24 protein-coding genes are annotated in these 25,757 nt (G+C 71.6%); 8 read left to right on the top strand and 16 right to left on the bottom strand.

Going from position 1 to position 25,757, the window contains the following annotated elements; all coding sequences use genetic code 11:
- Positions 1-74: 74 nt before the first annotated feature.
- From ACSQ2D_RS05540 to glpX, 6 genes are all read right to left on the bottom strand, one after another.
- Positions 75-938 carry a carbohydrate ABC transporter permease gene (locus ACSQ2D_RS05540; protein ID WP_435984984.1) on the bottom strand — a complete coding sequence of 288 codons (864 nt, stop codon included), beginning with the start codon at positions 936-938 and terminating at the stop codon, positions 75-77.
- Positions 935-2,095 (bottom strand): carbohydrate ABC transporter permease, encoded by a 1,161-nt coding sequence (locus tag ACSQ2D_RS05545; protein ID WP_435984985.1) that lies wholly within the window; start codon positions 2,093-2,095, stop codon positions 935-937. Before ACSQ2D_RS05545 ends, ACSQ2D_RS05540 begins: the two co-directional genes overlap by 4 nt.
- The gene (locus tag ACSQ2D_RS05550) at positions 2,092-3,414 is read right to left on the bottom strand and encodes an ABC transporter substrate-binding protein (RefSeq protein ID WP_435984986.1); all 1,323 of its coding nucleotides are present in this window, start codon (positions 3,412-3,414) and stop codon (positions 2,092-2,094) included. Before ACSQ2D_RS05550 ends, ACSQ2D_RS05545 begins: the two co-directional genes overlap by 4 nt.
- Positions 3,415-3,692: 278 nt before the next feature.
- The gene (locus ACSQ2D_RS05555) at positions 3,693-5,420 is read right to left on the bottom strand and encodes a substrate-binding and VWA domain-containing protein (protein ID WP_435984987.1); all 1,728 of its coding nucleotides are present in this window, start codon (positions 5,418-5,420) and stop codon (positions 3,693-3,695) included.
- A 127-nt stretch (positions 5,421-5,547) separates the two neighbouring features.
- Complete coding sequence (locus tag ACSQ2D_RS05560) at positions 5,548-6,495, bottom strand: carbohydrate kinase family protein (RefSeq protein WP_435984988.1); 948 nt, start codon at positions 6,493-6,495, stop codon at positions 5,548-5,550.
- Positions 6,496-6,506: 11 nt separating this feature from the next.
- Complete coding sequence (glpX, locus tag ACSQ2D_RS05565; RefSeq protein ID WP_435984989.1) at positions 6,507-7,499, bottom strand: class II fructose-bisphosphatase; 993 nt, start codon at positions 7,497-7,499, stop codon at positions 6,507-6,509.
- A gap of 96 nt (positions 7,500-7,595) precedes the next feature.
- On the opposite strand from glpX, the gene ACSQ2D_RS05570 reads away from it, so the two are divergent.
- The gene (locus ACSQ2D_RS05570) at positions 7,596-8,399 is read left to right on the top strand and encodes a DUF4245 domain-containing protein (protein ID WP_435984990.1); all 804 of its coding nucleotides are present in this window, start codon (positions 7,596-7,598) and stop codon (positions 8,397-8,399) included.
- A gap of 27 nt (positions 8,400-8,426) precedes the next feature.
- Here the strand turns inward: ACSQ2D_RS05570 and ACSQ2D_RS05575 are convergent, their stop codons facing one another.
- On the bottom strand, positions 8,427-8,720 hold the full coding sequence (locus ACSQ2D_RS05575; protein ID WP_435984991.1) for an exodeoxyribonuclease VII small subunit: 294 nt from the start codon (positions 8,718-8,720) through the stop codon (positions 8,427-8,429).
- A 10-nt stretch (positions 8,721-8,730) separates the two neighbouring features.
- The gene (xseA, locus tag ACSQ2D_RS05580; protein WP_435987821.1) at positions 8,731-10,182 is read right to left on the bottom strand and encodes an exodeoxyribonuclease VII large subunit; all 1,452 of its coding nucleotides are present in this window, start codon (positions 10,180-10,182) and stop codon (positions 8,731-8,733) included.
- A gap of 61 nt (positions 10,183-10,243) precedes the next feature.
- Between xseA and ACSQ2D_RS05585 the strand changes: the two genes are divergently transcribed.
- Both ACSQ2D_RS05585 and ACSQ2D_RS05590 read left to right on the top strand, forming a co-directional pair.
- Positions 10,244-11,266, top strand: a complete 1,023-nt coding sequence (locus ACSQ2D_RS05585; protein WP_435984992.1) for a phosphotransferase — start codon at positions 10,244-10,246, stop codon at positions 11,264-11,266.
- On the top strand, positions 11,263-12,297 hold the full coding sequence (locus ACSQ2D_RS05590) for a 4-hydroxy-3-methylbut-2-enyl diphosphate reductase (protein WP_435984993.1): 1,035 nt from the start codon (positions 11,263-11,265) through the stop codon (positions 12,295-12,297). Before ACSQ2D_RS05585 ends, ACSQ2D_RS05590 begins: the two co-directional genes overlap by 4 nt.
- Positions 12,298-12,327: 30 nt before the next feature.
- Here the strand turns inward: ACSQ2D_RS05590 and ACSQ2D_RS05595 are convergent, their stop codons facing one another.
- Both ACSQ2D_RS05595 and ACSQ2D_RS05600 read right to left on the bottom strand, forming a co-directional pair.
- Positions 12,328-14,034 (bottom strand): substrate-binding domain-containing protein, encoded by a 1,707-nt coding sequence (locus ACSQ2D_RS05595; RefSeq protein WP_435984994.1) that lies wholly within the window; start codon positions 14,032-14,034, stop codon positions 12,328-12,330.
- Positions 14,035-14,153: 119 nt separating this feature from the next.
- Positions 14,154-15,422 (bottom strand): DNA recombination protein RmuC, encoded by a 1,269-nt coding sequence (locus ACSQ2D_RS05600; RefSeq protein ID WP_435984995.1) that lies wholly within the window; start codon positions 15,420-15,422, stop codon positions 14,154-14,156.
- A gap of 141 nt (positions 15,423-15,563) precedes the next feature.
- Here ACSQ2D_RS05600 and ACSQ2D_RS05605 point away from each other — a divergent pair, with 141 nt between their 5' ends.
- The 3 genes from ACSQ2D_RS05605 (at position 15,564) to ychF (ending at position 18,101) form a co-directional block, all read left to right on the top strand.
- Positions 15,564-16,412, top strand: coding sequence for a thioesterase family protein (locus tag ACSQ2D_RS05605; protein ID WP_435984996.1), 849 nt, complete (start codon positions 15,564-15,566; stop codon positions 16,410-16,412).
- Positions 16,409-16,948: a histidine phosphatase family protein gene (locus ACSQ2D_RS05610; protein ID WP_435984997.1), complete on the top strand. Its 540-nt coding sequence runs from the start codon at positions 16,409-16,411 to the stop codon at positions 16,946-16,948. Before ACSQ2D_RS05605 ends, ACSQ2D_RS05610 begins: the two co-directional genes overlap by 4 nt.
- A 67-nt stretch (positions 16,949-17,015) precedes the next feature.
- Complete coding sequence (gene ychF / locus ACSQ2D_RS05615; RefSeq protein WP_435984998.1) at positions 17,016-18,101, top strand: redox-regulated ATPase YchF; 1,086 nt, start codon at positions 17,016-17,018, stop codon at positions 18,099-18,101.
- 37 nt (positions 18,102-18,138) lie between these two features.
- Here ychF and ACSQ2D_RS05620 read toward each other — a convergent pair whose 3' ends face one another.
- The 4 genes from ACSQ2D_RS05620 to ACSQ2D_RS05635 all read right to left on the bottom strand — a co-directional run bounded on the left by ACSQ2D_RS05620 (position 18,139) and on the right by ACSQ2D_RS05635 (position 22,097).
- Positions 18,139-20,481: an ATP-binding protein gene (locus ACSQ2D_RS05620; protein WP_435984999.1), complete on the bottom strand. Its 2,343-nt coding sequence runs from the start codon at positions 20,479-20,481 to the stop codon at positions 18,139-18,141.
- Positions 20,471-20,794: an adenylate/guanylate cyclase domain-containing protein gene (locus ACSQ2D_RS05625; protein ID WP_435985000.1), complete on the bottom strand. Its 324-nt coding sequence runs from the start codon at positions 20,792-20,794 to the stop codon at positions 20,471-20,473. The genes ACSQ2D_RS05620 and ACSQ2D_RS05625 overlap by 11 nt, the downstream gene beginning before the upstream one ends.
- A gap of 199 nt (positions 20,795-20,993) precedes the next feature.
- Positions 20,994-21,197: a cold-shock protein gene (locus ACSQ2D_RS05630; protein WP_009777120.1), complete on the bottom strand. Its 204-nt coding sequence runs from the start codon at positions 21,195-21,197 to the stop codon at positions 20,994-20,996.
- A 336-nt stretch (positions 21,198-21,533) separates the two neighbouring features.
- Entirely contained in the window at positions 21,534-22,097 is a 564-nt protein-coding gene (locus ACSQ2D_RS05635; RefSeq protein WP_435985001.1) for a hypothetical protein, read from the bottom strand.
- Positions 22,098-22,233: 136 nt separating this feature from the next.
- Between ACSQ2D_RS05635 and arsC the strand changes: the two genes are divergently transcribed.
- Positions 22,234-22,590, top strand: coding sequence for an arsenate reductase (glutaredoxin) (gene arsC, locus ACSQ2D_RS05640; RefSeq protein ID WP_435985002.1), 357 nt, complete (start codon positions 22,234-22,236; stop codon positions 22,588-22,590).
- Positions 22,591-22,592: 2 nt separating this feature from the next.
- On the opposite strand, the gene ACSQ2D_RS05645 is transcribed toward arsC, so the two are convergent.
- On the bottom strand, positions 22,593-23,885 hold the full coding sequence (locus ACSQ2D_RS05645; protein ID WP_435985003.1) for a DUF1479 domain-containing protein: 1,293 nt from the start codon (positions 23,883-23,885) through the stop codon (positions 22,593-22,595).
- Positions 23,886-23,974: 89 nt separating this feature from the next.
- Between ACSQ2D_RS05645 and ACSQ2D_RS05650 the strand changes: the two genes are divergently transcribed.
- Positions 23,975-25,129, top strand: a complete 1,155-nt coding sequence (locus ACSQ2D_RS05650; RefSeq protein ID WP_435985004.1) for an ROK family protein — start codon at positions 23,975-23,977, stop codon at positions 25,127-25,129.
- 69 nt (positions 25,130-25,198) lie between these two features.
- Here the strand turns inward: ACSQ2D_RS05650 and ACSQ2D_RS05655 are convergent, their stop codons facing one another.
- Positions 25,199-25,672, bottom strand: a complete 474-nt coding sequence (locus ACSQ2D_RS05655) for a methylglyoxal synthase (protein WP_435985005.1) — start codon at positions 25,670-25,672, stop codon at positions 25,199-25,201.
- Positions 25,673-25,757: the final 85 nt, after the last annotated feature.

Raw genomic sequence — 25,757 nt, forward strand, 5'->3', positions numbered from 1 at the left:
GTCCCCTCCCAGCCTAGTGACGGCCGAGAGGGGACTGGCGAGCAGGTCGGAGCGGCGGTGCGAAGGCGGGTGCCTCAGCCCTTGACCGCACCGGACGTCATGCCGCGGACCATGAACCGCTGCAGGGTGAAGAACACGATCATCGGGACGACGATCGAGATGAAGGCGCCCGCCGTCAGGAGCTCCTGGCCCTGTCCCTGCGTGCCGAGCAGCTGCTGGAGCTTGACGATGACGGTCGTGTTCTCGCTCTTGAGGAAGAGCTTGGCGATGAGCAGGTCGTTCCACACCCAGAGGAACTGGAGCGTGGCGAACGCGGCGATGGCCGGGATGGACATCGGCGCGACGAGCCTCCAGAAGGTCTGGAAGTGGCTGCAGCCGTCGATCTTGGCCGACTCGACGACGCTGCGCGGCAGGGTGCTCATGTAGTTGCGCAGCGTGTAGATGCACAGCGGCATGCCGAAGCCCGTGTGCAGCAGCCACACCGAGATGTACTCCCCGCTGATGCCGAGCCCGCGCGGCCCGAGCAGGTTGAGCATCGGCTGGAAGGCCACCTGGATGGGGACCACCATGACCGCGATGATGAGCAGGAAGAAGAACTCCTTGAACCGGAAGTCCATGAAGGTGAAGGCGTAGGCGGCGAAGGCCGCGAACATGATCGGGATCACCGTCGCCGGGATGGCGACGACGATGCTGTTGATGAAGCCCGAGCTGAGGTCGGCCCCGGTCCACGCCCCGGAGTAGTTGCTCGTCGTCCAGTCGGCGCCGAACGGGTTGAAGAGCGCCGTCCACCATCCCGAGCTGGCGGCGTCGTCGCGGGTCCGGAAGGAGGTGACGAGCAGGCCGATGGTCGGGACCGTCCACAGCAGCGCGAGGATCCCCATCGTGACCATCGAGAACGGGCTGCGGGGGCGCCCGTCCTTCATGAGTGAGCGGCTCATCGGTTGGCCTCCTCGTCGCGGAAGTGCTTGATCTGGTACCAGATGAGCGGCGTCACCGCGAGGAGCAGGACGACGACGATGGCCGTCGCCTGTCCGGCCTCGCTCGCTGCGAACAGCTTGTTGAAGAAGAGGTTCGCGATGACGTTGGTCCCGTAGGCGCCGTTGGTCGTGACGTAGACGATGTCGAAGACCTTGAGCACCGTGATGAAGACCGTGACGAAGACGGTGATGATCGTGCCGCGGATCTGCGGGATGACGACCCGCCAGAAGATCTGCAGCTCGCCCGCGCCGTCGATGCGCGCCGCCTCGATCGTGTCCTCCGGGACACCCTTGATGGCCGAGGAGAGCAGCACCATGGCGAAACCGACCTGCAGCCAGATGAGGATCACCATGAGCAGGATCGAGTTGAGCTTGGCGGTCGAGATCGCGAGCCACGTCTGCGGCTCGCCTCCGAGCCCGGTCCAGATCGCGTTGAGCAGTCCGGTCTGTGCCTGGCCCGGGTTGTTGTAGGCGTAGACGAGGCCCCAGATCGCCGAGGCGCCGACGAAGGAGATCGCCATCGGCAGGAAGACGAGGCTCTTGGCGGTCTTCTCACCGGTCGCGGAGAGCTTGTCGGCGAGGACCGCGACGATGACGCCGAAGGAGACGACGATCGCCGGCACGATGAGCAGCCACAGGACGTTGTTGCCGATCGAGCTCCAGAACTCCGGGTCGGCGAAGATCGTCTTGTAGTTCTGCAGCCCGACGTAGGCCGTGCTGTCGGCGTTGGCGAACGAGTAGTTGATCGTCTGGAACGTCGGGTAGATGAGCATGAGCGCGACGAGGAGCAGCCCGGGCAGCAGGAAGGCGTAGGGGATCGCGCCCTCGGAGAGCCGCCGCGGCAGCGCCTCGACGAACATGTTGAGGAAGTAGAAGAGCAGAGCGGCGCCGCCGACCCCGCCGATGATGGCGAGCACGCCGATGATGAACTTGTTGTTCCCGAACCACTGCGGGTAGTAGGCGAAGGCGAGGAAGAGGTTCGCCAGGAACCAGACGATCGCGATCATCCCCACGAGGCCGATCCCGAGCTTGACCGGGTTGGTCCGCAGGTGTGCGTCGGGGTCGTCCCCGGTGCGCATCCGCTGTCGCGGCGCTGCCGCGCTGGTGTCGGCGGTCATGACTTGGGCCAAGCCGCTTCGATGTTGTCAGCCGTCTGCTTCGACGACTGACCGTTCTCCCACTTGACCATTTCCTTCCAGAAGACGTCCGAGCCGATGGACTTGGGCATGAGGTCCGAGCCGTCGAAGCGCAGCACGCTCGCCTTGTTGGCGATGTCGGCGATCTTCCTCGTCGTCTCGTTGGGGTAGTTGCTCACGTCGAAGGTCTTGTGCGGCGAGAGCCAGCCGCCGGCCTTGGCCCACGGTCCGCCGAACTGGTCGGACGTGAGGAACTGCATGACCTTCTGGGCGTCCGGGTCGTTGCCGTTGAAGAGCGACGCGAGGTCGCCGCCGCCGAGGATCGCCTGTCCGTCGTAGCCGCCCTCGAACTTGGGGAAGACGTAGATGCCGACCTGGTTGTCGAGGTCTGCCTGGACGTTCTTCGGGTAGAACGTCGTGGCGAAGTTGCCCTGGCGGTGGAGCATGCACTTCGGCGGGTTGGCGAAGGCCGGGGTCATCGCGTCGCCGAAGGCGGTGTTGAGCACGCCCTTCGTGCCACCGAGGACCATCTTCGGGTCCTTGTTGAACTTGGCCGCCTCGTCGAGGGCCTTGACGACCTTCGGGTCGTTGAAGGGCATGCGGTGGGAGGTCCAGTCGTCGTAGACGGTGGGTCCGTACATGCGGAGCATGAGCTCCTCGACCCAGTCGGTGCCGACCCAGCCGGTGGCCTGGTCGGACTCCCAGCCAATGCACCAGGGCGTGATGCCGGTGGCGGCGATCTTGTCGGCGACGTCCGTCTGCAGCGCCTGGATGCTGTCGGGTGCCTTGTTGTAGCCGCCCTTGTCGTAGGCGGCCTTCGGGTACCAGACGATGCTCTTGACGGCGTTGCGCATCGGGGCGCCGTAGACGCGGCCCTTGTAGCGGCCGGCGTCGAGGAAGCCGGGGAGCAGCGTGCCCTGGATCTTGTCGTAGTCGAGGTAGGTGTCGATCGGCTGGACCTTGCCCTGGGCGGCCATCTCGAGCATGCCGCCGGGCTGGGGGAAGAGGCCGATGTCGGGCGAGTCGCCCGAGCTGACCTTCTGCTTGATCGTCGTCGTGAAGTCCTGGTCGGAGGTGTACTTGACGTCGATGCCGCTCGTCTTCTCGAACTCGGCGAGCGAGGCGTTGAAGTTCTTCTCCTCGTCACCACCGAACGCGCCGAGGATCGTGACGACCTTGTCACCGTCGGCCGATCCGCCGTCGGCGAACCCACCACCGGTGCCGCCCGCCCCGCCGCCACCACCGGAGGCGTTGGGGTTCTGCAGGCAGCCGGTCAGCACGAGTGTGGCGGCTGCGACCACCCCGCCAGCCCTCAGTGCACGTCTTGGGATACCGCTCATGGTCGCTCCTCGTCGTTGAGTTGTGCGTCGATCCCCACCGATCAACGTGACCATCGTCACGTGGACTACCTCATTCCTACCGCGTCGTAGCAGGTGGGTCTAGTGCGAGTGATCACCCCGTGACCTACCCCGGATCGGGCCGGACGAGACGCCCGCGAACGACAGCGACCCCCGGATGACCGGGGGTCGCTGCTGTTTCTGGTGTGAAAGGAGGGACGAACGCGTCCTGCTCGTCGGGGTCAGACGCAGCGGCCGTTCTTGCACTCGTGGTCGAAGAGCGCCCGTGCGAGGACGGTCGTCATGTCGGCCGGGGACGGCGCGGCGTAGAAGTCGGAGTAGGTCATCTTCGAGATCTGCGACAGCGCCTTGGGGTCGACGTCGGGCCCGATGCCGATGGTCGTGATGGCGATCGGCTTGGTCGGGTCGCTCGCGGCGCGCAGGTTGGCCTTGAGCTGCTCGAGCGAGATGCCCTTGGGGTCCTCGTTGCGACCGTCCGTGAGGATGACGACGGCGTTGACCCGGTTGGGGTCGTACTGCTTCTTCACCTTCTGGTAGGCCGCCCAGATGGTGTCGTAGAGGCCGGTGCCGCCGCCGACGTTCTTGGCGAGGTTGGTCGCGGCCGTGGCGACGACGGCCCGGTGGGAGTCGTCGTCGAGGCGCCCGATGGGAGCGAGCTCGCGCCAGTCCTGGCCCTTGCCTCCCTTGTCGATCGAGAAGACCCAGAGCCCGAGCTTCGTCGTCTTGGGCAGGGCGGCGAGGGCGATGCCCGCTGCCTCCTGGGTGATGGCGACGCGGGTCGTGTCGCCGACCTTCTCGTTCATCGAGCCGGAGACGTCGAAGACGGACAGGATCGAGAAGTCGGTCGTCGCCGACTGCCACACGTTGGTGGCCGCGGTGACCGTCTCGGCGTCGGGGCTCGGTCCGATCTTGACCTCGCCCACGCTGCCCTGCGGCGTCGGCATCGTGACGGGGACGGCCGTCGAGCGGATGCCGTACTGCGCGAAGATCTTGGCCGCCTTGGGCGTCATGAGGTAGGCGCGGAGCAGCTCGACCGCCTGGTCGCGGACCGGGTCGGTCGCGACGTTGACGAGGGAGAACTCGAAGGCCGGGGTGCCCTCGCTCGGCGTCACCGACACCATCTTGTGGTCGGGGTAGAGGCGGTTGTGGTCGATGAGGTCTGCCTCGGACACCGGGAAGGCGGCCGCGGTCGTGGGGTCGGCGTTGTAGGCGCTGAAGAGGTCGTCGACCGAGGGAGCCGCACCCTTGGCGAGCTTGGGGATGACGACGCGTCCCTGCTCGTTGGACAGCTCCGGCAGGGCCGAGGCCAGCGTCAGCATGCCGGCGGTGGTCGAGCGGGGGTCGCTCATCCGGATCGGGCTGTCGGACGCGACGAGCTCGAGCCACTTGGGCTGGTCCCCGAGCTTGTCGGCCTGCGCGGGGTCCATCGCGATGACGAGCGGGCTCTTGGCGAAGGCGCCCGCCGGCTTGGCGTTGAGCTTGGCGGCCTCGTTGACGCGCTCGACCCAGCGCGGGGAGTCGGGGATCCAGGCGTCGGGCCGGTCCGGCTGGCCCTGACCCAGACCGATCATGGCCTCGATCGGCGCCTTGCCCTTGACGACGTAGTCGACGCACGGGGAGTCGGGGTCGGCCTGGTACTCCTTGGCGAGCGCGAGGACGGCCGGCTGCGCCGCCTCGGACGCCCAGACGCTGACCGGGGTGCGGTCGGGGCACGACTTGCCCGGGGTCGCCGTGAGGGCGGCGACGGGCGCCACCTCGCGGCCCTTCCACCAGACGAAGCCGCCGACTCCGGCTCCGGCGAGCAGCACGACGCCGAGCACGGCCGCGATGACGCGGTTGCGCCGCGCCGCGGCGATCCGGGCCTCGAGAGCCTTACGGTTGGCGCGGCTCTCGATGAGACTCTGCTCGTACGGGCCGACGGGGCGTTGTGGAGGGGTGGGGTTGGACACGAGGTTTCCTCACATGAGGACGCCCCGGCACCGGGGCGTCAGGGTGAACCACCGGCCAAAACTACCCGGCGAGTCGCGCAGAATGGTGCCCGACTGCTTGCCTTCTTGTCGAATGCCCGATTTGTCCTCAGGCCAGGTCGTTTCGCGTCGGGGCATGGGCTCCGGCGCGCTCCACCGTGAGCGCTCCGGTGCGCAGCGCGCGCTCCACGGCGGGCACGACGTCGCCGAGGGAGGCCGCCTGCAGACGGGTCCTCGCGGACGGGCCGCCGAGCAGCCCGGCGTCGAGCAGGCCCGAGACGAGGCCGGCCATGAACGAGTCGCCGGCGCCGACGGTGTCGACGACGGTGACGGTGGGCGCCGGGAGCGCCTCCTGCTCGCCGGTGCGGGTGACGCGGACGACCGCGCCCTCACCCCCGCGGGTGACGACGACGAGGGCGGGTCCGAGCTCGCCCCAGGCCCGGACGACGTCGTCGATGGTCTCGCCGGGGCACAGCCACTCGATGTCCTCGTCGCTGACCTTGACGACGTCGGAGAGGGCGATCCCGCTCTCGATGGTGCGCCGGGCCTGCTCGGGGTGTCCCATGAGCGACGGCCGCGCGTTGGGGTCGTAGGACACGGTGGCGCCGAGCTCGCGGGCCGCGGCGAGGATCTCGCGCACCTGCCCGCCGCCGGGCTCGAGGACGGCCGCGATGCTGCCCGTGTGGACGTGGCCGTATGCCGTGAGGCCGGGCACCGAGGCCACCTGCCACTCGAGGTCGAAGACGTAGGTCGCGGCACCGGTCGCGTCGAGCGTCGCGTGCGCGACTGACGTGAAGGGTGCGCCCTGCGAGCCGGCCGTCAGCGCGACGCCGCGCTCACGGCATACGTCCTCGATGCGGAGTCCCCGCTCGTCCGTCGCGATCCACGTCGCGAGGTCGACCGGGTGGTCGAGCGCAGCCAGCCCGAAGGCGACGTTGGCGGGGCTGCCGCCCACGTGCTCGGCGGTGGCGCCGTCGGGCGTCGTGACCGCGTCGACGAGGGCCTCGCCCACGACGAGGGTGCGGACCGGCGTCTCGTGCTGCCTGGAGTCGGACATCGTGGCGTTCCTCACTCCTCGATCATCTCGGTGCTGCCGAACCAGCCCGGACGGTCGAAGCGGTGCTCGCTGTCGATGGTGCGGATGGTGCCGCTGCGCGAGCGCATGACGAGGGAGTTGGTGCGCGCCGACTTCGCGCCGTAGCGCACGCCCCGGAGCAGCTCGCCGTCGGTGATGCCGGTCGCGACGAAGAAGCACTCGCCGACGACGAGGTCGTCGGTGGACAGGACGCGGTCGAGGTCGTGCCCGGCGTCGAGGGCCTTCTGACGCTCGTCGTCGTCCTTGGGCCAGAGCCGGCCCTGGATGACGCCACCGGTGCACTTGATGGCACAGGCGGCGATGATGCCCTCGGGCGTGCCGCCGATGCCGAGGAGCAGGTCGACACCGGTGCCCGGACGGGCGGCCATGACGGCGCCGGCGACGTCGCCGTCGACGATGTAGCGGATGCGGGCGCCCGTGTCGCGGATCTGCTCGGCGAGGTGCTCGTGGCGCGGCCGGTCGAGCATGACGACCGTGACGTCGGCGGGAGTCTCCTTCTTGGCCTTGGCGATGCGCCGGATGTTCTCGGCGACGGGGAGGCGGATGTCGACGACGTCGGCCGCCTCGGGGCCGGTGGCGAGCTTGTCCATGTAGAACACGGCCGAGGGGTCGTACATCGCGCCCCGGTTGGCGACGGCCATGACGGCGACGGCGTTGTTCATGCCCTTGGCCGTCAGGGTCGTGCCGTCGATCGGGTCGACGGCCACGTCGACCTCGGGACCGGTGCCGTCACCGACCTGCTCGCCGTTGAAGAGCATGGGGGCGTTGTCCTTCTCGCCCTCGCCGATGACGACGACGCCACGCATGCTGACGGTCGAGATCATGGCCCGCATCGCCTCGACGGCAGCACCGTCGGCCTTGTTCTTCTCGCCGCGGCCGACCCATCGGCCTCCGGCCATGGCCGCTGCCTCGGTCACCCGGACCAGCTCGAGAGCGAGGTTGCGGTCCGGCTGGCTGTGCTTCATCAAAGGTCCTCCGTCGGCGCAGAACGAGTCGGCGCCAGCCTATCGGTGGCCACACCCGCGTTTGGACCGCGTCCGGGAGTCGGGGACCATGGGGGCATGAGCACCCCGTCGACGCCGTCGACACCCTCGGCAGAGACCACCCCCACCCCGGCGACCGACTCGCCGGAGTCCCCGGTGTCCCCGATGTCCTCGGAGTCGACGGAGTCCACCCAGTCCACGCAGGCCACGCAGGCCGCGCACGCCACGCACGCCACGCCTGGCGTCGAGGCCACGGACGCTGCCGACGCCACGGGGTCCACCGCGCCGGCCGCTCCGCCGAGCCGCTACTCGCTCGGCACCTTCCCCAACATGTTCCGCTCGATGTTCGTCATCGGGCTGTTCGTGCTCGCGCTCGTCGCGATCGTCCCCCGCATCACCCAGGTGCAGCGCCCGGCCATCGACGCGGCGGGCAAGGCGAGCCAGGTCGCGGCCCAGACGTCCTGGCCGGTCCAGCTGCCCCAGGGTCTCGGTGAGGGCTGGGTCCCGACCGTGGCGACCTTTGCGCCGGGCACCGAGAAGGTCCGGACCTTCACGACCGTCTGGACGACCCCGAGCGGAGCCGACATCGCCCTCAAGCAGGCCGTCGGCGCGACGCAGGGCTGGGTCGCCCGCTCGGTCAACGACGGGGATCCCGCCGGCACCGTGACGGTCTCGGGTCGCCCCTTCGAGAAGTTCGTCGCCGCCGACGCGGGCCAGGTCGCCTACGTCGCTCGCGGCGACGGCGCGCGGGGGCTGACCCTCGTGGCGAGCGGCACGGCGCCCGAGGACGAGCTCAAGGCGTTCGTCGCGGCCCTGGCGCCCGTGGCGCCCGCGGCGGGCGTCACGCCGGCCCCCTCGACCCCGTCGAGCACGACCGGCTGACCGGACCCGTCGGTCAGGACCCGCCGGTCAGGACTCGTCGTCCTCGTCGAAGATCTCGTCGTCGGCGTGGAGCTCGCCCGCCGGAGCCGAGGCGGCCGGCGGACGGGTCGCACGCTCGATCTCGGCCTGGGCGCCGTCGAGCCACGTCGCGCAGTGCGCTGCGAGGGCCTCACCACGACGCCAGAGGTGCATCGAGTCCTCGAGCGGGGCCTGCCCGGCCTCGAGCTTGGCGACGATCGCGATGAGCTCCTCGCGGGCGTCCTCGTAGCGCATCCCGGCGATGTCGGGGAACGAGCCGTCGGTCGTCGTCACGTCAGCCATGGGCGTCACCCTACGACCTCGCGCCGTCGTCGCCGCCCGCCGGCTCCGGCGGTGTCCCGGGCCGCTTGCTCGCGCGGGCAGGGCGCGGCGACGCCGCCTTCGGGGGAGGGTCGCTCGGCGTCGTGCGGGTGGCGGTCCTGCGCGTCGCGCTCCTCGGCGCCGCGGTCGCCTTCGGTGCCGCGGTCGTCTTCGGCGTCTTCGGTGTCTTCGGCGTCTTCGGTGGCGCGTCCTCGGCGCCGGCCGTCACCGGGCGCACCCCGAAGTCGCCGCGGGCGACCCGGACCCGCAGCAGCTCGCCGACACCGACGTCGTCCTGGTCCATGACGATCCGGCCGTCGCGGTGCTGCACGACGGCATACCCCCGCTCGAGGGTCGACTGGGGAGAGAGGGCCACGACCTGCCGGCGCAGGTGCTCGGCCTGGTCGGCGGCGCGGTGCAGCCGGGCCTCGATCCGCGTCGTCGCGCGCGTCCGCAGCGCCGCGACCTCCTGGCGTCGCACCCGCACCAGTGCGACCGGGTCGGCCATGACGGGACGGGACACGAGGGAGCGCAGCCCCGACCGCTCCGCCTCGACCCGACGCACGAGCGCCCGGCGGACGCGGTCGCGAGCCGCGTCGACGAGGGCGCGCTCGTGCGCGGCGTCGGGGACGACCTTCTTGCCGGCGTCGGTCGGTGTCGAGGCCCGCCAGTCGGCGACGAGGTCGAGCAGCGGGGTGTCGACGTCGTGCCCGATGGCGCTGATGACGGGGGTGCGGGCCTGGGCGACCGCGCGGACCATGGCCTCGTTGGAGAAGGGGAGCAGCTCCTCGAGCGCACCGCCACCGCGGGCGATGACGATGACGTCGACGGCAGGCATCGCGTCGAGCTCGCGCAGCGCCTCGACGACCTCCGTGACGGCCGACGTGCCCTGCACGGCGACCTCGCGGATCTCGAAGACGACGGCGGGCCATCGTCGGCGGGCGTTCTCGACGACGTCCTTCTCGGCTGCCGAGCTGCGTCCCGTGATGAGCCCGACGCGGTGCGGCAGGAAGGGGATCGGTCGCTTGCGCGCGGGGTCGAAGACGCCCTCGGCGGCGAGCGTGCGCTTGAGGATCTCGACGCGAGCGAGGAGGTCGCCGATGCCGACGGGACGGATCTGGCGCGCCTCGAGCTGGAGGGTGCCGCGCTTGGTCCAGAAGGTCGGCTTGGCCTGGAGCACCACCCGGGCGCCCTGCGCGAGGGGGATCGGCATGGCGTTGACGGCGTTCATCGGCACGGAGACCGACAGGGACATGTCGACGTCGGGGTCACGCAGGGTGAGGAACGCCGTGCCGCCCCGCGGGTTGAACTGGACGACCTGGCCCTCGACCCAGAGCTGGCTCATGCGGTCGACGTAGTCACTGATCTTGAGGCTGAGCACCCGCACCGGCCACGGCTGCTCGGCCGTCGTGTCGGCGGCCTTGTCGGGCAGCGGGCTCGTCATGCTCACCCGCGTCACCCTAAAGGTGTTGCAGGGCCCGTGGCGCGCACCTAGCGTCGGCGCGGTGACTCCCGAGGCCGCCCGGACCGCACGCTGGGTGGCCGACCGATTCGCGCTCGGCCGGGTCCTGTCGATGGAGTGGGTGGCGCGCGGCGCCATGGGTGAGGTCCACCGGCTCGTCACCGACGCGGGGGCGTATGCCGTCAAGCGGGCCTTCTGGCGGGAGGACCCCGACGACGTGGTCGAGTCCAGGGCCCGCTCCGAGGTGGACTTCGTCGAGCGGTGCCTGTCTGCGGGGATCGCCGCCCCGAGGCCCGTGCCCACCCCGGACGGCAGGGTTGTCGCGCGCGACGCAGCGGGCACGGGGTGGCGCGTCCACGGCTTCGCGCCGGGGATCGTGCCCGACCGTGCGGACCTCGCCGCCGAGCAGTGGGTCCTCGAGCAGGGCGCCCTCATCCACCGTCTCGCGCTCGAGCCGGCCCCCGGTGACACGGTGCACGACTTCTACACGGTGTCGACGACGGACTGGGCCGAGCTGGCCCGGCAGGCCCGGGCCGACGGGACGGACTGGGCGCCGAGGCTGCAGGCCCGTGCCGGCGAGCTCGCGGACCTCGGTGGGTGGGCGAGCTCCGTTCCGCTCGGCGAGACGGTGCTCTGTCACCGGGACCTCAAGGCCGACAACACGCTGCGGCAGCCCGACGGGACGCGGTGGCTCCTCGACTGGGACGACGTCGGGGCGCACGACCCTGCCCGGGAGGTCGGCACGGTGCTCCTGCACCACGTCGCCGACCCCGCGGCACTCGTGACGGTCGCCGCGGCCTACGGCGCGGCCGGCGGCGTGCGTCTTCCCGACGGTCCGGAGCTCTTCGCGAGCGGCGTGGCGGTGTGGCTCAACTTCCTCGCCGCGCAGACGGGTGTGCTGCTCGACCCGGACAGCGATCCGAGCCACCGGGAGTTCGCGGTGCAGCCCGTGCTGGGGCTCCTCGAGATCATGCCGACGTTCGAGGTCCTGGAGCGCTGCGGCCGCGTCGCGGCGCAGGCGGCGAATCGGGAACGGCGGGTGCGCCCCCGTACGATGGGGCCATGAGTGAGCCAGCCGACCAGACGTCCGCCAAGAAGGTCCTCCTCGCGGCGCCACGTGGCTACTGCGCCGGGGTCGACCGGGCGGTCGTGACCGTCGAGAAGGCCCTCGAGCTCTACGGTCCGCCGGTCTACGTCCGCAAGCAGATCGTGCACAACAAGCACGTCGTCACCACGCTCGAGAAGCGCGGTGCGATCTTCGTCGACGAGACCGACGAGGTGCCCGAGGGCGCGACCGTCATCTTCTCCGCGCACGGTGTGGCCCCCGTCGTCCACGAGGAGGCCAGGGTCCGCAGCCTCAAGACGATCGACGCGACGTGCCCGCTCGTGACCAAGGTGCACCGCGAGGCGGTGCGCTTCGCCGACGACGACTTCGACATCCTCCTCATCGGCCACGAGGGCCACGAGGAGGTCGTGGGCACGGCGGGTGAGGCCCCCGAGCACATCACCCTCGTCGACGGCCCCGACGACGTCGACAACGTCACCGTGCGCGACCCGGAGAAGGTCGTCTGGCTCTCCCAGACCACCCTCTCGGTCGACGAGACCATGGAGACGGTCGCCCGCCTCAAGGAGAAGTTCCCGGCGCTGCAGAGCCCGCCCTCCGACGACATCTGCTACGCCACCCAGAACCGCCAGCTCGCCGTCAAGCAGATGGCCAAGGACACCGACCTCATGATCGTCGTCGGGTCGCGCAACTCGTCCAACTCGGTGCGCCTCGTCGAGGTCGCGATCGAGCACGGCGCCCGCGACGGGCACCTCGTCGACTTCGCCGACGAGATCGACGAGGCCTGGCTCGACGGGGTCACGACGGTCGGCGTCACGTCGGGTGCCAGCGTGCCCGAGGTGCTCGTGCGTGACGTGCTCACCTGGCTCGCCGAGCGGGGCTACGGCGAGGTCGAGGCGGTCATCGCCGCCGAGGAGTCGCTCCTCTTCTCATTGCCCAACGAGCTGCGCCGCGACCTCAAGGCCGCCAAGGGCGAGGACGCCGGCACGGTGCGCCACGACGCCGCCTTCGAGGACTCCGGCTCGCTCCACTGACGGGGACGCGCCCGGGTCCGCTCGGCGGGGTCAGCCGCCGAGTGCGCGGGTCAGCGCCGGCTGGAGGTCCTCGACCGTCTCGGTCGGGACGTACTGGCCGCCCGTGATCGCCACGACCTGGCGCATCGCGGCCTCGTCCACACGTCCACCGATGCCGAGCACGACGACGCGGACCGGTCGCTTCGGGTCCTTGGCGCCCGCGAGACGCTTCTTGAGCAGCTCGAGGGTCAGGCCGTAGTCGTCCTCGTTCGGGCCGTCGGCGACGACGACGAGGGTGTTGGCGTAGCCGGGCCGCCACGCCGAGCGGGCGCGGTCGTAGGTCGCGGCGATCGTGTCGTAGAGCCCGCTCCCACCACCGACGTAGGTGTCGAGGCGGGCGACGGCGTCGTCCAGCGCCCCGAGGCTCTTGCTCACCCCGAGCCCGCCGTAGTCGGTGAGCTGCCGGTAGTCGTCGGCGCGGCTGCCGACGTGGAGCGAGTAGATCCACAGGGAGGCGATCGTCGTGGGGGAGACGGCGGCCACGGCGCGCGCCGTCGACTTCTGGACGATGGCGAGCCGGGTCCCGTTGTCGGTGCGCTCGAGCATGGAGCCGGAGACGTCGACGGCGAGCAGGGCCTGGGTCTTCCTCGCCGCGGCGTTCCAGAGCCCCGCGGCCTTCGTCAGGGCGGCGCCCTCCGCCTCCCCGGCCACGCGGATCTCGCCGTAGAGGGGAGACGGGTCCTTCGGGTCTCCGTCGGGTGTACGGAAGCCGCTGTCCTGCAAGAGCTTTCGGGTGTCCGTGGAGGTGAGGTAGCGCTCCAGGTCGCTGACGAGACCCGCCTTGGCCGTGTCCTTCGTCAGCGACACGAGGGAGTACTCCAGGGCCGGCGCCCCCTCGGTCGGGGCGACGGCGGCGAGCGTCTCGTCGGGGTGCGCGGCGTTCCACGCGACGAGCTGGGCCTGGGAGACGACGGCCCCGACGCTGCGGTCGGCCGTCGCGATGCCGGCGAGGGACACCCCGCCCGTGGCTGTGGGCGCGGACGTCGCCGCCAGCGTGCGCAGCCTGGCGTCGGGGAGCGACGACGACGCGACGCCGAGGGCGATCCGGGCGATCGCCGACCGGTTGGGGTCGGGGATGCGCATGGGGACGGCACCGCCGAGCAGGTCGGCCCAGCCCAGGCGGCTGCCGAGGCCGGATGCGGTCTCGTCCTTCATCGCGACGAGCACCGCGCTCGAGGCGAAGGGCTCGCTGGGGGTGACCGTGGAGCGCGAGACGGCGTTCGCGCGCCCGACCCAGACGGAGGAGTCGGTGATCCAGGCGTCCGGGCGCCCGGCGCCACCGAGGGAGCCGGCGACGGAGAAGGGCTCCTCCGCGTCGATCGTGTAGGCCGCGCACGGGCCGTCGGAGCGCGCGGCGAGCGACTCCGCGGCCGCGGCGACGGCGGGTGCGACGGCCGGGGCGACGGACACCCGGATCTTGACGGGGTCCGCGCACGACGTCGGTTGCGCCGCGCTGGTGGGCAGGGCCGTGGGGACCTCACGGAGACCGACGTAGCGGTAGGCGCCGACGCCGACTCCGGCGACGACCACGAGGGTCGCGACGGTCGCGAGGACGCGGGTGCGACGGCGTCGGCGGGCATGCTCACGCGCGGCCGCCTCGACACGCTCGCGCGACTCGCGCAGGCTCTGCTCGTACGGACCGATGCGCCGGCTCGGCGCGCTGGAGTGCTCCGGACCCGGGCCCCCCGCCCCGGTCACGATCTACCCAATCCCACGCGCGTATTGTCCGTGGCGCCATAGCAGGTGTCCACTTCCCGGACAAATCGGACAGGAGGCTCCGCGACGGCCCGGGGCGAGGGAGTGCCGGGCTGGTCCGCTCAGGCCGACTGCTCGTGCGGGTCGCCGTCGGACCCGCGACCGGCCTCGCTCCCGGCGGCGTCGGTGCCACCCAGGTCACCCGAGCCGGACGGGCCGGTGCGGCCGACGGCACGTCCGAGGAACGCGTCGTCCCGGGCCGTGCGCCCGAGGTCGTCGGTCAGCTCCGCGGCGCTGAGCGAGCGCGGCGCGACCTCGAGCGGCTCGAGGGTGGGCGGCGCCTCGGTGGTCAGGTGCAGGTCGTGCATCCGTCGTGCGGTGACGAGCACGCGCGACTCGAGGGTCCCGACGAACTTGTTGTACTGCTCGACCGAGCGCGACAGCGACTGGCCCATCGTCGTCACGTGCCCGCCGAGGGTCGTCAGGCGCGCGTAGAGGTCCTGGCCGATGACGAGCAGCTCGCGGGCGTTCTGCTCGAGGGCGTCCTGCTGCCAGATCGCCCCGATGGTGCGCAGCACGGCGAAGAGCGTGCCGGGTGAGGCGAGGACGACCTTGCGCGAGAGGGCGTGCTCGTAGAGGCCGGGGTCGTCGGAGAGGGCGGTGGCAAGGATCGCCTCTCCCGGGACGAAACAGATGACGACCTCGGGCGAGCGGGTGAAGGCCGTCCAGTACGCCTTGGCGGCCAGGCCCTCGACGTGGCGCCGGAGCGACGTCGCGTGTGCGGCGAGCAGCTCGCCGCGCTCGACCTCGGACACCGTGTCGCCGTGCGCCTGGAGGAAGTGGGCCATCGGCGCCTTCGCGTCGACGACGACGTGACGGGAGCCGGGGAGGTTGATGACGGCGTCGGGGCGCACCGTGGCGCCGTGCCTGCTGACGCGCGTCACCTGCTCGTCGAAGTCGCAGCGGGCGATGAGGCCCGCGAGCTCGAGCACGCGCCTCAGCTGAACCTCGCCCCACGCACCGCGCACGGTCGAGGCGTTGAGGGCGCTCGCGAGCGTCGCCGTCTCGGAGCGCAGCGACTCGGTCGAGCGGCTCACCTCCGTCAGGCGCTCGCCGAGCTGACCGAACTGGAGCGACCGGTCGCGCTCGAGCGCCCCCACCTGGCGCTCGACCCGGCCGATGGTGTCGCGCAGCGGGGCGAGCAGGCTGGCGGTCGTGTCGTCGACGTCGCGGGCGGCCTCGAGGTCGGTCACGCGCTCGCGGAGCACGTCGCGCTCGGCCTCGGCGCCCGCCGACCGGGCCAGCAGGGCGGAGCGGGCCGAGAGCCAGGCGAGCAGGCCACCGACGAGCGCCCCGATGACGAGCCCGACGAGCAGAGCGGTGAGGTCCATGCGAGCACCGTCCCAGACGGCGCCGACACCGTGGGGACGCCACACCCGGCCACGCAGCGGACGGTGCCGGTCCGCGGGACGTGGCGGACGGCATACGCCCGTGGTGGGCGGTGCGTCGGGGACGTCTGTTACACCTTGTCCGTGAGCGAGTACGACGACGCGACCCGGCTCGAGACCGGCGACGACCCCACCCAGCGGCACGGCACCTTCCACGAGGAGTGGATGATCGGCAACGCCGTCAACGGCGGCCTCGTCATGACGACCGCCCTCCGGGCCCTCGGCGGGCACCTCGCCGCCGACCCGACCGAGACGACCGAGCACGTCGACCCCGTCGTGCTGTCGGCGTACTTCATGACCGCCTCGCAGCCCGGCCCGTTCACCGTGACGACCGAGGTCATGCGCTGCGGCCGGAAGCTCTCGACGGGCCAGATGACGATCCACCAGACCGGCGACGACGGCCGCCCCGTCGAGCGGATGCGGGCCATCGGCTCGTTCGGCAACCTCACCGAGCTCGACGTGCAGCGCCAGGCGAGCCCGCCCGACATGCCGCCGCCCGAGCAGTGCGTGTCGGCCGAGCAGGCGCCGCCCGACTTCCTCGCCAACGCGAAGTTCCTCGAGCGGCTCGACCTGCGCCTCGACCCGAGCACAGCCGGATGGGCGCTCGGCAAGCCCTCGATGCGCGGCGTCATGCGGGGCTGGCTGCGGCTGCGCGACGGCCGCGAGCCCGACACGACGATGCTCATGATGGCGCTCGACGCCCTGCCTCCGGTCGCCTTCGACCTCGGGCTCTTTGGCTGGACGCCGACGCTCGAGTTCACCGGCCACGTGCGCCGGCGCCCCGAGCCCGGCTGGCTGCAGGTGACACTCGGCAGCGACACCCTCGGGGGCGGGATGATGGAGGAGGACGCCATGATCTGGGACTCCGCCGGCAACCTCGTGGCCCAGTCGCGCCAGCTCTGCGGGGTCCGGCTGCCCCGGGCGGACGCGTGAGCGTCGAGCTCGTCTACGAGACGCACTCGATCACCGAGGACAACGAGGCCGGCATCGCGACCGGCTGGCTGCCGGGTCGCCTCTCGGAGGAGGGGCGCCGCCTCGCCGTCGAGCTCGGGCAGCGCCGCCCCGCGAGCGGCTTCGCCGCCGTGTGGTCCTCCGACCTCGCCCGCGCCGTCGAGACCGTCGAGCTGGCGTATGCCGGTGGCGGCGTCCCGCTGCACGTCGACGCCCGCCTGCGCGAGTGCGACTACGGCGCGCTCAACGGGTGCCCCGTGTCCGAGCTCCGACGCGTGCGCCTCGACCACGTCGACGTGCCCTTCCCCGGTGGCGGGCAGAGCTACCGCGAGGTCGTCGACGCGACGGCCGGGGTGCTGCGGGAGCTGCGGCGCGACCACGACGGTGAGCGCGTGCTCCTCGTCGCCCACTCGGCCAACCGGTGGGCCCTTCAGCACCTGCTCGACGGCACGCCGCTCGAGCACCTGGTCACCGCGCCGTTCGACTGGCAGCCCGGCTGGGAGTGGACGCTGACGTGAGCGGGGGAGGGCGGCATACGCCCTCGTGGTCGGCGGGGCCCGCGATCGCCACTAAACTCTTGTCCTCGTGGCACTCACCATCGGAATCGTCGGTCTCCCCAACGTCGGCAAGTCGACGCTCTTCAACGCGCTGACCAAGAACAACGTGCTCGCCGCGAACTACCCGTTCGCGACGATCGAGCCCAACGTCGGCGTCGTCCCGCTGCCCGACTCGCGCCTCGGCGCGCTCGCCGAGATCTTCGGGTCGGAGAAGATCCTCCCGGCCACGGTGAGCTTCGTCGACATCGCCGGCATCGTCCGCGGCGCCTCCGAGGGCGAGGGGCTCGGCAACAAGTTCCTCGCCAACATCCGAGAGGCCGACGCGATCTGCCAGGTCGTCCGTGCCTTCGAGGACGGCGACGTCGTGCACGTCGACGGCAAGGTGAGCCCCGCGGGCGACATCGAGACGATCCACACCGAGCTGATCCTCGCCGACCTCCAGACCCTCGAGAAGGCCGTGCCCCGGCTCGAGAAGGAGGCCCGGGTCAACAAGGACAAGAAGGCCGCCGTCGACCTCGCGCTCGCCGCGCAGAAGGTCCTCGAGGAAGGCCACACGCTGTATGCCGCCGGGCCGGCTGCCGGGGTCGACCTCGCCGAGGCGAAGCAGCTCGGGCTGCTGACGACCAAGCCCTTCATCTACGTCTTCAACCTCGACGAGGACCAGCTCGCGGACACCGAGCTGCAGGAGTCGCTGCGCGAGCTCGCCGCCCCGGCCGACGCGGTCTTCCTCAACGCCAAGCTCGAGATGGACCTCATGGAGATGGAGCCCGACGAGGCGCTCGAGCTGCTCCAGAGCTTCGGGGCCGAGGAGTCCGGCATGGACCAGCTCGCCCGCACCGGCTTCCACACGCTCGGCCTGCAGACGTACCTCACGGCCGGCCCCAAGGAGTCGCGTGCGTGGACGATCGGCAAGGGCTGGACCGCCCCGATGGCCGCCGGCGTCATCCACACCGACTTCCAGCGCGGCTTCATCAAGGCCGAGGTCGTCTCGTTCGACGACCTCGTCGCGGCCGGGACCATGAACGCCGCCAAGGCCGCCGGCAAGGTGCGCATCGAGGGCAAGGACTACGTCATGGCCGACGGCGACGTCGTGGAGTTCCGCTTCAACGTGTGAACCTGCGCCACGCTCAGGGGCGCGAACCCCGAGGCCGTCATACCCGTGGGTCGGCAGCTCTGTCGCCGAGCGCGAGCAGCAGGTCCTCCACGGAGGTGCACCGTCCGGTCCGGATCTCGGCCGCCCAGTCCTCGGCGGAGATGAGCCGCTCCACCGCGGCCCAGGCCTCGGCCCGCTCCTCCTCCTGGTAGGGGTTCGGCAGCGACAAGCGCTCCCTCATGGCCTCCTCCGCGCCGATCAGGCGCGCCGCGCCCACCGGGTCGCCGAGTCTGATGAGGATGTTCATGTAGGTGTTGGCGAACGCCATCGTGAGGTTCGGGCTGCGCAGCCGCACGATCCGGTCGATCAGCGACCGGGCGCGCCGGCTGGCCTCCTCGGCGCGCCCGCTCGCCGCCAGCAGGTTCGCGAGGTTCTGGCCCTGGACCGCTGCCTCGTGCACGTCGCCGGCAGCGGTGACGATCTCGAGCGCCTCGTGGGTCAGCTCCTCGGCGCGCGCGTAGTGGCCCAGCTCCTCCTCGACCCCGGCGAGGTTGCCCAGGGCGCGAGTGAGCCTGAGCTGGTTGCCGATCCGCCGGTGCAGCGACAGGGACTCCTCGAACGTCCGACGTGCAGAGTCGATGTCTCCCTGGTGCAGCTGCGCCGTCCCGAGGACACCCATCGCGAAGGCCTCCCGCTCCTCGTCGCCGACCGCGCGCGCCACGCTCAGGCTCTGCGTGGCGAGCTCGGCGCTGCGATCCGCCTCGCCCCGCGCGATCAGGAGGTTGGCGTAGGTCCCCAGGCACTCGGCGAGGTCCCCCGACGCCGCGCTCCCTCCGCGCTCGAGGGCCAGCTCGAGCCAACGGCATCCCTCGATGACGTATCCGCCTGTGTACCAGAGCCACCCGAGCGACGTGGACAACCGGAGCGCTGTCGAGGTCGTGGTGCGATCCAGACCCTCGGTAGCCCCGCCATGACGCAGCCCCCAGGTCAGAGCCTCACGGAAGTTGTCGAGCTCGGCCTCCGCCTGCTCGAGGGCAAGGAGATGATCGGCGTCGCGCCTCACCTTGAGCCGTTCGGCGAGCCTCAGGTAGTGGTCGGCGTGCGCGGAGCGTGCCTCGTCGAGCTGACCCGTGCCGCGCAGCTCCGCCAGCGCGAAGGAGCGGATCGTCTCCAGCAGGGTGATGCGGGGCTCGCCGTCGGGCGCCTCGGCCACGAGCGCGAGGCTGGCGTCGACCAGGTCGGCGACGAGGTCCAGGGGCTCGCTGGTCCGGTCGCCCGACGCGGCGGGGAGCGCGACCGCCGTCACCGCCTCGAGGTCCGCCCCACCTGCGAACACCCCCAGCCTGCAGAAGAACGCCTGATGACCCTCGGGGAGCAGGTCGTAGGACCAGGCGATGGTCTCGCGCAGTGTCCGATGCCTCAGCGGTCCCTGCCTGCTCATCGACGGCAGGTCGAGCGTGGTGTCGAGCCGGCGCAGGAGCGCCTGCGGACCGAGCAGCCGGGTCCGCGCAGCGGACAGCTCGATGGCCAGCGGCAGTCCGTCCAGTCGCCGGCAGATGGCAACCACTGCGTCGACGTTCTCCGACGTCAGCCGGAAGTCCGGGCGCACGCTGCGGGCGTGCTGCACGAACAGCTGCACCGCCGGGGACGCCTCGGCGGTCGTCGCTGTCGACCCGGTCGGCAGGTCCAGGGGCGGGACGGGGTAGAGGTGCTCACCGGGCACGGCCAGCGGTCGACGCGAGGTCGTCAGGACCACCGCCTCGGGCGCTGCCGACAGCAGCTGGGAGACGACCTCGTCGGCGTCGGTGAGCTGCTCGAGGTTGTCCAGGACGAAGAGGGCCGCCCGGTGTGCCACGTGCTCGAACAGGCGTGGCGGCAGACGGCTGCTCCGCGGCACCTCGAGCACGTCGCCGAGCGTCGTCCACGTGACCTCGGGGGTGGCGGCCGACGCCAGAGGCACGAAGAAGATGCCGTCGGGGAAGGCTGCCACGAGTCTGGTCGCCACCTCGATGGCGAGTCGCGTCTTGCCCGACCCTCCGGGTCCGCTGAGCGTGACCAGTCGGACCTCGGGCGACCGCACCATGTCGGCCAGCTCGGCGACCGCCTGCTCTCGTCCGACCAGCTGGGTCGTCGGCACCGGCAGCCGGGACGCAGCGCCGAGGGTCCTGAGCGCCGGGAAGTCGTTCTGCAGGCCGTCGACCGTGAGCTGAAAGAGTCGCTCCGGCTCCGGGATGTCCTTGAGGCGGTAGCTGCCGAGGTCCTTCAGTCCGACGCCGTCGGGCAGGGCGTCACGCGCCAGCTCGGCCGAGACCGACGACAGGACAGCCTGCCCTCCGTGGGCGGAGGAGGCGATGCGGGCCGCGCGGTGCACGTCCATCCCGACGTAGTCGTCATGGTGCACCTGTGGTGACCCCCGTGTGGATGCCCATGCGGACGCGCACGCGCTCGTCCCCCGGCCACGCATGGGTCTCCAGCCCGCGTTGGGCCTCGACGGCAGCCTGCACCGCGCCCCCGGCCGTCGGGAACACCACGAAGAAGCTGTCCCCCTCGGTGCCCATCTCGGTCCCACCGTGTGCCGCCCACGCGGAACGCAGCACGTCGCGGTGGCCGTCCAGTGCGTCCGTGTACCGGCTCCCCAGACGGCTCAGCATCAGGGTCGAGCCCTCGATGTCGGAGAAGAGCATCGACACCGTCCCGGACGGCAGCTCGCGCACGGGGCCTCCTTCCCACCCTGCCGTTCCGAGCGTGATGCTGGGAACGGCGGCTCGTCAAGGCGTGTGCGGCGCTCCGCACGTGGGTCGGGGCCGACGACACGGCGTCGGGGCTCGACCTCTCGAGCCCGGAAACAGCAGATCCCCGGCCAGATGGCCGGGGATCTGTGCGGGACCTGAGGTCACCGAAGGCTGTGTGGGCTCAGATGCCCTTGACCTTCTCCGCCTGGGGGCCCTTCGGGCCCTGCGTGACGTCGAACTCGACCTTCTGGCCCTCCTGGAGCTCGCGGTAGCCGCCGCTCTCGATGGCCGAGTAGTGAACGAAGACATCGGCGCCGCCGCCGTCCTGCTCAATGAAGCCGAAGCCCTTTTCGCTGTTGAACCACTTCACGGTGCCTGTTGCCACTGGTGTTGCCTCTTCTTGTCAGCGAGGCCTCCCGTGCGGAGACCTCAGGCTGCCGATGCTCACGACGGGCGCGACACGCGAACCTTCGCGTGTCAGCTTCGTCGTGCCGAGCCCGTGGAGCACGAGCCGGGACGGCAACTGGGAACGAACGTAGCAGTCGCCGGTGCTCATGGCCTCCTCTCGGTGCATGCGAGCACGACGTGTCCGTCCCTCGGGACGCGCCGGACGTCGCCGCAGAGGTGCCGTGACGGGTCCGTGGGACCCCTCGAAGCCTTCACCCCCGGGCCGGTTGCCGGAGCCGTGCGGTGCCCGCTCCGCTGTCTCGGGTGCGAGCCGTCAGTCGCCCGGGACGCCGGTGTGGCGGGCGAGCGTGGAGCCGTAGGTGCCGCCGCCGGGACTGCGAGCGAAGAGCGAGGGGTCGACCTGGGCGGCCTCCGGGGAGTTGGCGAAACCAGCGAGCGACGGCGCGAGCGCTGGTGAGGCGGCCACCACGGCGGCGACCGACGCCAGGAGGGAGTGCGCGTAGAGGAGCGCGCCGTCCTGGGTGCCGCCGGTCCCGACCCCGTGTCCTTCGGTGACGCCCTGGCCCGGTCGTCGCAGGACCCGGACCAGGTGTCCGTGGTCGAGGAGCTCTGCCGCAAAGGCGGCCTGGGCCAGGTCGGCGGGCTCTGCCGACGGCGGTCGGAGTGCGGGCGGCAGGTCATGGACGAGACGCAGGAAGAGGGCCTGGCGCTGGTCTGGTGAGAGCGTGGCGAAGGCCTCGCGATGAGCGGCGCGGAGCACGTCCGAGGGAGCCACCCGCAGCAGGTAGGTGTATCGGGCCACGTCCATCGCCTGCCCGCCGGACGCCTCCTCGTGCTTCCGTGGCCTCAGCCTGCCGAGCCTGTCCCGCATCCCCATGACCGCTCCTCGAGCACCACGCCTCCTGGACGCGGATCTCCGTGATCCCCCGATCGTCCTCCGGTCTCGGTCCCCGGGACAAGGGTCCGCGTGCACCCGCACTCGTGGGTCGGCCCGCTTCGCTAGGGTCGCCGCCATGAGCGACGTGACGATCCTCCACAACAACCGCTGCTCGACGTCGCGGGCGGCCATGGACCGCCTCGACGAGGCGGGTGTCGAGGCCGAGGTCGTCGACTACCTGCGGCACCCGCTCGACGCCGCCGCCCTGCGGGACCTGCTGGACCGGCTCGAGGACGCACCGACCGACCTCGTCCGGCGCGACGCGCACTTCGCCGAGCTCGGGCTGACCGACGCCGACGTCGAGACCCGCGAGCAGGTCGTCGCAGTCCTCGTCGATCACCCGCGCCTCCTCCAGCGCCCGGTCCTCGTCAAGGGCGACCGCGCCATCATCGGCCGACCCAAGGAGCGGGTCGCCGCGTTCCTCGCAGGCTGACGTCAGTCGAGGCCGAGCCCGCGGCGTCCCGTGGCGTTGAGCCGCTCGGGGGCGAAGCGGTCGGGCCAGCTGCGCTCGTAGTCCTCCTCCGGGAAGTCGCTCGGGCTGGAACCGCTGAGGAACGCCTCACGCACGCTGGCGGCATACCGCTCGTTGCGCTCGCACCAGGGGGCGGCGGGGATGTACATGACGTTGCCCCAGCCCTTCTGGTCGGTGACGGGCGCGACGCTGTGGATCATGTCGCAGTGCCACCAGACGGAGTCGCCGGCGCGTACGTCGGGGATGCCGCTGAGGGCCTCGAGCAGGAGCGGGTGCCACCGCTGGCTGGCGGGGAAGACCTGGTTGGTCGTGACCCCGCACATGTCGTCGTCCGGGACGTCGTCGAGCAGGGGGCGGAGCATGAGGTAGGCCATCGCCTCGGGGATGGGCACCGTGTGCAGGACGCCCTGGTCGTGGTCCATGTCGGACAGCGCGGTCCAACCCTGGAAGGTGCGGAAGGCCGAGCACATCGTCGTGCCCGGGTACTGCGGGCCGGAGGTGCGGTGGGCCGCGTCCCACGGGTCGTACTGCTCGACGGTGCCGTCGAAGAGGTGGCGGAACGCCTGCTGGTAGCCCTGCGTCATCCACAGGTCGAGCGTGCCCGGGTCGCAGTGCGCGCCGAGGCCGTTCGAGTCAGCGCCCGGCGGGCGGCGGCGGATGCGGTCGGGGTAGAGGGAGTCGCGGTCGGGGTCGAACCACGTGACGCCGTCGGACTCGTGCGTCCACTGGGCGTTGAGCAGCGACTGGACCGTCGCCATCCGCTCGCTCTGTCGGGCCTCCATCTGCGCGGGGGACCAGTAGACGGGGTAGATCTCGGGCTTGGAGCCGACGCTGCCGAAGAAGTCGTCACCGGGCCCTCGGTAGCTCTCGAAGAACCCGTTGCCCTCGACGTAGTCGACGATGCCGGCATCCCAGGCGAGCGCCTGCTCGCGCGGGAAGTGACCGCGGACGACGAGGCAGCCGCGACGGCGCAGCGCCTCGAGCTGCCCGGGGGTGACCGTGCCGCGCTCGATGTCGGCGTAGTCGATGACCGGCCAGACCTCCTCGCCGCGCTCGCGGGCGGCACGGATCTCGGCGACGCGCTCGGCGACGCGGGCTTCGACGACGGCGAAGACCTCGGCGACGGTGCGGCCGGACGCCTCGATGCGCGCCCGGATCGCACCCTTCACCTCGCGGATCGCCGCGGGGAGGTCGGCGGGTGGGGTCTCCCAGTGCGGGAGGGCCGTGTCGACGGGGGTGGTGTGCGTGGTGGTCATGGACGCTTCCTTTGGTCAGGACTCCTTACGAATGTCGACGGTAGCGCGTCGCGACGCCTTTGGGCAAGAGTCCTAACTAGAATTGCGGCATGTCATCCGCGAAACCGAGCCTCGACCTGCTGCGCTCGCTCACCGAGGAGCACGTGCTGCGAGCCCTCATGGAGCACCAGCGCCTCACCCGGGCCGAGGTCGCGGCGCTCACCGGCATCTCGAAGCCGACGATCTCCGAGGGGATGCGGCGCCTCGTCGACGCCGGCGTCGTCGTCGACACGGGCGAGCGCAGCTCGGGCCGCGGGCGGGCCGGCTCCTACTACACGCTGGCGCCCGACTGCGGCTCCGCTCTCGTCGTCGGCATCACGCCGCACGGCGTCGTGGCCGAGGCCGTCGACGCGTTCGGTGCGGTGGTCGCCGCCACCGAGGTGGCGCTGGCCCGGGACGCGGGTGTCGGCGCCGTGGGCCTCGCGGTCACTCAGGCCGCCACGGCGGTCGGGACGAGGGTGGCCGGCAGGCTGCGGGTGGCCGTCGTCAGCGCGGCTGACCCCGTCGACCGCGCGACCGGCCGGCTCGTGCACCTGCCCGACGCCCCCTTCCTCGTGGGCGACCTCGACGCGCCCTCGTTGCTCGCCGCCGTCGTCGACGGCCCCGTCCTCGTCGACAACGACGTCAACTGGGCCGCGCGCGCCGAGCACGGGGCGGGCGAGGCCGGAGCCGTCGGCGGCTCCCGCGACTTCGTCTACCTCTACCTCGACGAGGGGCTCGGCCTCGCTGTCGTCTCCGACGGCGAGGTGCGGCGCGGCCACTCCGGCCTCGCCGGCGAGATCGCCCACCTCACGACGCAGGGCCCGGACGGCCGGGCGACGCGGCTGACCGAGGTCTTCGCCCAGCTCGGCCTGCGCCGGCCCGGCTCGACCGCCATCGACGTCGAGCACCTGCGCACGACGATCGCCGACCGCTCCCGCGGCGATGCGACGCTCGCAGCACTGGGGGTCGCCGTCTCGGGCGTCCTCGAGGCGGCGGTCGCACTCGCTGACCCCGAGGTGGTCGTCGTCGGCGGCGCCTGGGGGAGCGACGAGGCGTTCGTCCGCGAGCTGCGCCGCCGGGCCGCCGACCTGCCGCGGCAGGTGCCCGTCGCCGTCGCGGCCGTCACCGACCGGCCGCAGCTCGCCGGCGCCCACGCAGCCGCCCTGGAGCAGCTGCGCGAGGTCGTCGTCGCGGCGGTGCGAGGGGGGCCGGCGCGGGACTGAGCGCCACCGCGCCGACCGCGCCGACCGCGCCGACCGCGCCGACCGCGCGGGTCACGCGGGTCACGCGGGTCACGCGACGAGGGACGGTCCCTCGGGTCCTGCGGACATGTCGCTCGTCAGGGTCCGGTCGCCGAAGTCGGGACGCGCCGGCGTGTAGTCGCCCGAGAGCAGGGGCGAGGAGATCATGAGGTCGGCGCTCGCGACGTTGCAGGCGACGGCGGTGTTCCAGACCGCGGCCACGCGCAGCAGTGCCTTGACGTCGGGGTCGTGCGGCTGGGGCTCGAGCGGGTCCCAGAAGAAGACGAGCAGGTCGATGAGGCCCTCGGCGATCCGGGCGCCGATCTGCTGGTCGCCGCCGACGGGACCACTGAGCAGGCGGGTCACGGGCAGGCCCAGCTCGTACTGCAGCAGCGTGCCCGTCGTGCCCGTGGCGAAGAGCCGGTGCTCCGCGAGGGTCTCGCTGTTGAAGGCGGCCCACCGGAGCAGGTCGGGTTTCTTGTTGTCGTGGGCGACGAGGGCGATCCCTCGTTCGGTCGTCGTCATGGGGTCTGGCCTCCGTGGTCGGGGCTGGTCCCACCACGGTGACCGAGCGACGTGACGCCGCTGTTGCCGGCGCGTGAGCGCCGTG

The sequence above is a fragment of the Terrabacter sp. LjRoot27 genome (genome assembly GCF_964254175.1).
Lineage (GTDB): Bacteria > Actinomycetota > Actinomycetes > Actinomycetales > Dermatophilaceae > Terrabacter.